Genomic DNA, 6556 nt, shown 5'->3' with positions numbered 1-6556 from the left:
GGGGATGTAAGCCGGAACCCCAGAAAATTCCGTCACCCCTCACCCCAATTCCAACCCCGCCACGAGCGCATCCAGATCGATCAAGTTGCCGTTACTTTGGAAGGTGTAGTGCCCGTTCAGCTGGATGTGTCGCCACGCCGCCGCTCGCGCCGAGGTATTCGACTACATCGAGATGTTCTACACCCTCAACTGCCGCCACGGTTCAACTGGCGACCTGTCCCATGTAGAGTTGAACGGCGCTACGCGCAACGAGGGTCTTGAGTGTCTCCGGAACCCTGGGCGTATCACCTTTCGCGCTCCCAAACATGACTTCGGTGAACCAACGACATTCAGAGAGCTCTTTGCAAGACTTGATTCTGAGGTCACTGTCGGAGATCAAAAATGGGTCTATGCGTTTCAAAGCCGAGCGTGGCAGGTTCACCCGACCACTATGCAAGTCACGCCACAGAGCAGACCACGCCCTCTACGCCTTCATCCTCCGAGGCGCCCATCTCACCCAGCCTGCATGGCTTGGTGGCACTCGGCTCTTCGGGAACGAGGCGGGGGCGCTTCCGGCAGCCAACACTACAACCGCACGAAGTTCAGCAGGCGGCCTACCAGCTTGGTATGCGACTCAACGGCAGACCCATCGAAGACGCGAGCGACCGTCAACGCCTTGCCGATGCTACAGAGACGGTGCACGAGACACGACTCGCCTTGCACCGTGGGCGAGGCAATGTCGATAGCGATCTGCGGCTCAGCAACGGACGGAGCGCCACTTATAGCTCCCTGTCTTACTGTCTCGGTGAAAATGACGAAAGTTTACTGGCAGGCAGTGCGCTGGCTGCGGGGGCAGGCAACTGTGATCACAATGCAGCGATTAACGCACGTCGGCATGCAGTCCGCATGGAGAATGGCGGGCAGATGATGACCGTACGCGACTACGACCAGACCCACCTCTACGCGCTCTACCGGCCCCCAGGCTCGGCAGAGGCGGAAGAATCCACTGTAGTCCTCGACTCGTGGGCCGACGGTCCGGCCGTTCTACCAAGGGATTCGCACTGGGCCGAAACGTACGGAACATCCACCAATGTAGTTGAACGCTTCGACAAGCCTGATGCAATCGACGCGCTGGCCAGGACAAACGCATTCAGAGCCGAGATCGAGGACCCGCAAACTGAACTCCATGCAAATGCGCGCGACCTAGAGACAGCTTTTCTAGCCAACCCCGCACCTGGCGATATCTGTTCCTCGATGCCGGTCATCGCCCCCGATCTGGCCCGAAACACGCGTCAAAGGTTGCAAGAGCACTCACCGCGGACGCGTGAGGCTCTAGCCGCCGATGCTGCGCGGCAAGCCTATGCACTGGATGACGCACAGCCAATTTCGCCGCGCACAACTGCTGCGATCCTTGAAGATGCAGAACGCCTGGATGCCTTGGGTCGCCCGCCATTGAGTTGGTGAACTTTCATCTGGTACCAACTGGGCTTGGATGTAGCCTGTCTGGCGTCGATGTCAAATAGCCAGTTCCCGGCTGGGCGCAAACGACCGCTGTAGAGCAGGTGATGCCTCCTGCCTGTTCAACGCAACAGTGGGCAAACGGGGGGAGAAATGACCGCCCCACTCAGGCGAACAGCTGCTTGATCGGTTTCAACTACACACCGTTATCGGCCTGATGGCCTAGTGGCGTCAAGGTGCCGGCATGTCGCAAAACATGTGTTTGGCGACAGGGTCCGGCCCTTGCAATAATGAACTCAAATAAATAAAATGCATGCATCGAATGCATTTTCGAAAAGGCGAATGCTATGGCAATGCTGACAGTACGTAATCTGCCGGATGATGTGCACCGCGCATTGCGCATGCGGGCCGCTCAACATGGGCACAGCACCGAGGCCGAGGTCCGCGAGATTCTGGCGACCGCAGTCAAGCCAGAGACGCGCGTTCGCCTAGGCGAAGCCTTGGCGGCTTTGGGTCGCAAGATTGGCCTGACGAATGAGGACTTCGAGGTCTTCGATCGGGTAAGAGACAAGACGCCGGCCGTCCCGCCGAGGCTTGAATGATCGTTCTCGATACCAACGTCGTTTCCGAGGCGATGAAGCCCGAGCCGCACCCATCCGTGCGGACCTGGTTGAACGATCAAGCCGCTGAAACACTGTACCTGTCCAGCGTGACGCTGGCCGAACTGCTATTTGGCATCGCTGCGCTTCCTGCCGGTAAGCGCAAGGACATGCTGGAACAGGCCCTTGATGGCCTCATGGGCCTGTTTAGGGATCGGGTGTTGCCATTCGACATCGATGCAGCGCGGCGTTATGCCGAATTGGCCGTGACGGCAAAGATCGGAGGGCGAGGATTTCCGACACCCGACGGCTACATCGCAGCGATTGCTGCCTCGCGGGGTTTCATTGTGGCGTCACGCGACACGGCCCCTTACGAAGCGGCCGGCGTAACCGTCATCAATCCGTGGGAAGGGTGAGGAATCCATGACGATGCGCAACCCTACACCCGTGTGGCGTCTCAAGGTCGAACTGCTTGGCGTAGCGCCGGCCGTGTGGCGTCGTTTCGATACCCATTCGGATGCGAAACTCGCGCAATTGCACTACTTCATCCAAGGCGCTATGGGCTGGGAGTTGATGCACCTGTTCTCGTACCAGGATGGGCGCGGGTACGGCGGCGCGATCAACAGCGAACTGCGATTGTGCGATGTCTGCCGCATCGGTGATGCCCTGACGTACACCTACGATTTTGGCGACAACTGGCAGCACAGAGTGACGGTCGAGAAGGCGATGGCACGACCGACAGGTACCTATCCATGCATGGTCGCCGGCAAGTACGCCTGTCCACCGGAAGATTGTGGCGGGTCGTGGGGGTATGCAGACTTGCTCCGTGTTCTTGCTGGTCACCGCAACGCCCGTCGGCGCGAACTCATCGAGTGGCTGGGCGGGCCGTTCGATCCCAAGGTGTTTGACATGGATGAAGCCCAGAAGCGCCTAGCTGAGTACGTCGAGGTGTCGATGCCGAAAAATCATCAACCCACTGCTTGAACTTACCGAGTTGGTCACTCATAGCCGGGACTGGAGCTTGGAGTAACGGAATTTTCGGCGGTTCCGGCTTACCCCCCCACCTTGATCGAAACGCTGGAGCGAGAGGGTTGGCGTGGAACGGGCAGAACGGCCGATGAGCAACAAGAATAAGCTGCTCACCGTCCTCTCGGACGCCGAGCAGGAAGCGCTTTATGGCCTGCCGGACTTCGACGATGCGCAGCGGCTGGAATACTTGGCGTTGTCCGAGGCGGAGTTGACGTTCGCGGCCAGTCGCCCCGGCCTCCATGCGCGGGCCTATTGCGTCTTGCAGATCGGCTACTTCAAGGCCAAGCACGCCTTTTTCCGCTTCAACTGGAGCGAAGTCGAGGATGATTGCGCCTTTGTGCTGAGTCGCTACTTCCACGGCGAGGACTTCGAACGCAAGACGATCACCAAACATGAGCACTACACCCAGCGCGAGCGCATCGCCGAATGGTTCGGCTATCGGCTCTGGGCAGCCGATTTTCTGCCACAACTCGCGCAGCAGGCCGCCCAGATCGCACGCCGCGACGTGACGCCTAGCTTCGTCGCCGCCGAGCTGATCGTCTGGCTCAACGAACGCAAGATCATCCGGCCCGGCTACACGACTGTGCAAGAACTGGTGAGCGCCACGCTGTCGGCCGAACGTCGGCGCTTAGGTGGCCTGCTGGCCGAAGTGCTGGATGATTCGGCCAAAGCCGCGCTATCCCAGCTTTTGGTACGAGACAACACGCTGTCCGAATTGGCGGTGCTCCGGCAAGACGCCAAAGATTTCGGCTGGCGTCAGATGGCCCGTGAACGCGAGAAGCGCACCATTTTGGAGCCGCTGCACGGGATCGCCAAGACGCTGTTGCCCAAGCTGGGCATCTCGCAACAGAACGTGCGTTACTACGCGAGCCTGGCGAACTTCTATACCGTCCACGACCTGCGAAACCTCAAGCCGGACCAGACCCATCTCTACCTGCTGTGCTACGCCTGGCTGCGCTATCGGCAACTCACCGACAACCTGGTCGATGCCATGGCCTATCACATGAAGCGACTAGAGGATGAAAGTCGTGCCGGCGCCAAGCAATCCTTCGTCGCCGAGCAGGTACGGCGTCAGCAGGAAACGCCACGAGTCGGACGCCTGCTGTTGCTCTATGTCGACGATACGGTGGCCGACACCACACCGTTCGGCAACGTGCGGCAGCGGGCGTACAAGATCATACCGAAAGACGCGCTTCAGCTCGTCGGCCATCGTATGAGCATCAAACCAGCGAGCAAGCTGGCCCTGCATTGGCAGGCGGTGGACGGGCTGGCCGAACGCATGCGCCGTCATCTGCGACCGCTGTATGTCGCGCTCGACCTTGCCGGCACCGACCCCAGCAACCCGTGGCTGGCAGCACTGATCTGGGCCAAAAGTGTGTTCGCCAAACAGCAGCGCCTGTCGCAACGTCCGCTCGTCGAATGTCCAACAGCGACGTTGCCGAAACGGTTGCGACCGTACTTGCTGACCTTCGACGCCGACAGCAAGCCGACCGGCCTGCACGCAGACCGCTACGAGTTCTGGCTGTACCGCCAGGTCAGGAAGCGCTTCCAGTCGGGCGAACTCTATCTCGACGACAGCTTGCAACATCGGCACCTCTCTGACGAGTTGGTGTCGCTCGATGATAACGCCGATGTACTGGCTCCGATGGACATCCCGTTCCTGCGCGAACCGATCGAGGCCCAACTCATTGCACTGACGGCAGAACTGCGAACGCAGTGGTTGGCGTTCAACCGTGAGCTGAAGCAGGGCAAGCTGAAGCACCTCGACTACGGCAAGGCCACGCAGACGCTGACGTGGCGCAAGCCCAAGAGCGAGAACCACAAGGCGCATGAGCAGGCACTCTACGAGCAACTGCCATTTTGCGACGTGGCCGACGTGTTCCGCTATGTCAACGGTCAGTGTCAATTCTTGTCGGCGCTCACTCCGTTGCAACCACGCTATGCCAAGAAGGTGGCCGACGCTGACAGCCTGATGGCAGTCATCATTGCCCAGGCAATGAACCACGGCAATCTGGTCATGGCGCGTACCAGCGACATCCCGTACCACGTGCTGGAGAGCACCTACCAGGGGGGGTAAGCCGGAACCGCCGAAAATTCCGTTACTCCAAGCTCCAGTCCCGGCTATGAGTGACCAACTCGGTAAGTTCAAGCAGTGGGTTGATGATTTTTCGGCATCGACACCTCGACGTACTCAGCTAGGCGCTTCTGGGCTTCATCCATGTCAAACACCTTGGGATCGAACGGCCCGCCCAGCCACTCGATGAGTTCGCGCCGACGGGCGTTGCGGTGACCAGCAAGAACACGGAGCAAGTCTGCATACCCCCACGACCCGCCACAATCTTCCGGTGGACAGGCGTACTTGCCGGCGACCATGCATGGATAGGTACCTGTCGGTCGTGCCATCGCCTTCTCGACCGTCACTCTGTGCTGCCAGTTGTCGCCAAAATCGTAGGTGTACGTCAGGGCATCACCGATGCGGCAGACATCGCACAATCGCAGTTCGCTGTTGATCGCGCCGCCGTACCCGCGCCCATCCTGGTACGAGAACAGGTGCATCAACTCCCAGCCCATAGCGCCTTGGATGAAGTAGTGCAATTGCGCGAGTTTCGCATCCGAATGGGTATCGAAACGACGCCACACGGCCGGCGCTACGCCAAGCAGTTCGACCTTGAGACGCCACACGGGTGTAGGGTTGCGCATCGTCATGGATTCCTCACCCTTCCCACGGATTGATGACGGTTACGCCGGCCGCTTCGTAAGGGGCCGTGTCGCGTGACGCCACAATGAAACCCCGCGAGGCAGCAATCGCTGCGATGTAGCCGTCGGGTGTCGGAAATCCTCGCCCTCCGATCTTTGCCGTCACGGCCAATTCGGCATAACGCCGCGCTGCATCGATGTCGAATGGCAACACCCGATCCCTAAACAGGCCCATGAGGCCATCAAGGGCCTGTTCCAGCATGTCCTTGCGCTTACCGGCAGGAAGCGCAGCGATGCCAAATAGCAGTTCGGCCAGCGTCACGCTGGACAGGTACAGTGTTTCAGCGGCTTGATCGTTCAACCAGGTCCGCACGGATGGGTGCGGCTCGGGCTTCATCGCCTCGGAAACGACGTTGGTATCGAGAACGATCATTCAAGCCTCGGCGGGACGGCCGGCGTCTTGTCTCTTACCCGATCGAAGACCTCGAAGTCCTCATTCGTCAGGCCAATCTTGCGACCCAAAGCCGCCAAGGCTTCGCCTAGGCGAACGCGCGTCTCTGGCTTGACTGCGGTCGCCAGAATCTCGCGGACCTCGGCCTCGGTGCTGTGCCCATGTTGAGCGGCCCGCATGCGCAATGCGCGGTGCACATCATCCGGCAGATTACGTACTGTCAGCATTGCCATAGCATTCGCCTTTTCGAAAATGCATTCGATGCATGCATTTTATTTATTTGAGTTCATTATTGCAAGGGCCGGACCCTGTCGCCAAACACATGTTTTGCGACATGCCGGCA

7 protein-coding genes and 2 pseudogenes are annotated in these 6556 nt (G+C 59.6%); 6 read left to right on the top strand and 3 right to left on the bottom strand.

The features are described 5' to 3' along the window. Window positions 1–139 precede the first annotated feature (139 nt). From ACCQ03_RS22235 to ACCQ03_RS22210, 6 genes and pseudogenes are all read left to right on the top strand, one after another. A pseudogene (locus ACCQ03_RS22235) lies at window positions 140–261 on the top strand (IS3 family transposase); the annotation flags it as partial. A gap of 120 nt (window positions 262–381) precedes the next feature. Then, window positions 382–1443 (top strand): XopE/AvrPphe family type III secretion system effector, encoded by a 1062-nt coding sequence (xopE, locus tag ACCQ03_RS22230; RefSeq protein WP_150145898.1) that lies wholly within the window; start codon window positions 382–384, stop codon window positions 1441–1443. Between the two features lie 341 nt (window positions 1444–1784). Next, window positions 1785–2039, top strand: coding sequence for a FitA-like ribbon-helix-helix domain-containing protein (locus ACCQ03_RS22225; protein ID WP_057663112.1), 255 nt, complete (start codon window positions 1785–1787; stop codon window positions 2037–2039). Beyond that, window positions 2036–2452 (top strand): type II toxin-antitoxin system VapC family toxin, encoded by a 417-nt coding sequence (locus tag ACCQ03_RS22220; RefSeq protein ID WP_022557732.1) that lies wholly within the window; start codon window positions 2036–2038, stop codon window positions 2450–2452. The genes ACCQ03_RS22225 and ACCQ03_RS22220 overlap by 4 nt, the downstream gene beginning before the upstream one ends. Before the next feature lie 7 nt (window positions 2453–2459). Further along, entirely contained in the window at window positions 2460–3020 is a 561-nt protein-coding gene (locus ACCQ03_RS22215) for a plasmid pRiA4b ORF-3 family protein (RefSeq protein WP_370512629.1), read from the top strand. Between the two features lie 133 nt (window positions 3021–3153). Next, window positions 3154–5133: pseudogene (locus ACCQ03_RS22210) on the top strand (DUF4158 domain-containing protein); the annotation flags it as partial. Between the two features lie 77 nt (window positions 5134–5210). On the opposite strand, the gene ACCQ03_RS22205 reads toward ACCQ03_RS22210, so the two are convergent. Genes ACCQ03_RS22205 through ACCQ03_RS22195 form a run of 3 tightly spaced genes read right to left on the bottom strand, consistent with a single transcriptional unit; the run spans window position 5211 to window position 6446 of the window. Then, window positions 5211–5771 carry a plasmid pRiA4b ORF-3 family protein gene (locus ACCQ03_RS22205; protein ID WP_370512629.1) on the bottom strand — a complete coding sequence of 187 codons (561 nt, stop codon included), beginning with the start codon at window positions 5769–5771 and terminating at the stop codon, window positions 5211–5213. A gap of 7 nt (window positions 5772–5778) precedes the next feature. Continuing rightward, on the bottom strand, window positions 5779–6195 hold the full coding sequence (locus ACCQ03_RS22200) for a type II toxin-antitoxin system VapC family toxin (protein ID WP_022557732.1): 417 nt from the start codon (window positions 6193–6195) through the stop codon (window positions 5779–5781). After that, window positions 6192–6446, bottom strand: coding sequence for a FitA-like ribbon-helix-helix domain-containing protein (locus ACCQ03_RS22195; protein WP_057663112.1), 255 nt, complete (start codon window positions 6444–6446; stop codon window positions 6192–6194). The genes ACCQ03_RS22200 and ACCQ03_RS22195 overlap by 4 nt, the downstream gene beginning before the upstream one ends. Window positions 6447–6556: the final 110 nt, after the last annotated feature.

The sequence above is a fragment of the Xanthomonas sp. NCPPB 3569 genome (assembly GCF_041475645.2).
Lineage (GTDB): Bacteria > Pseudomonadota > Gammaproteobacteria > Xanthomonadales > Xanthomonadaceae > Xanthomonas > Xanthomonas phaseoli.
The sequence above is the reverse complement of the archived record's forward strand: the minus strand, read 5'-3'. Positions and strand labels throughout refer to the sequence as shown.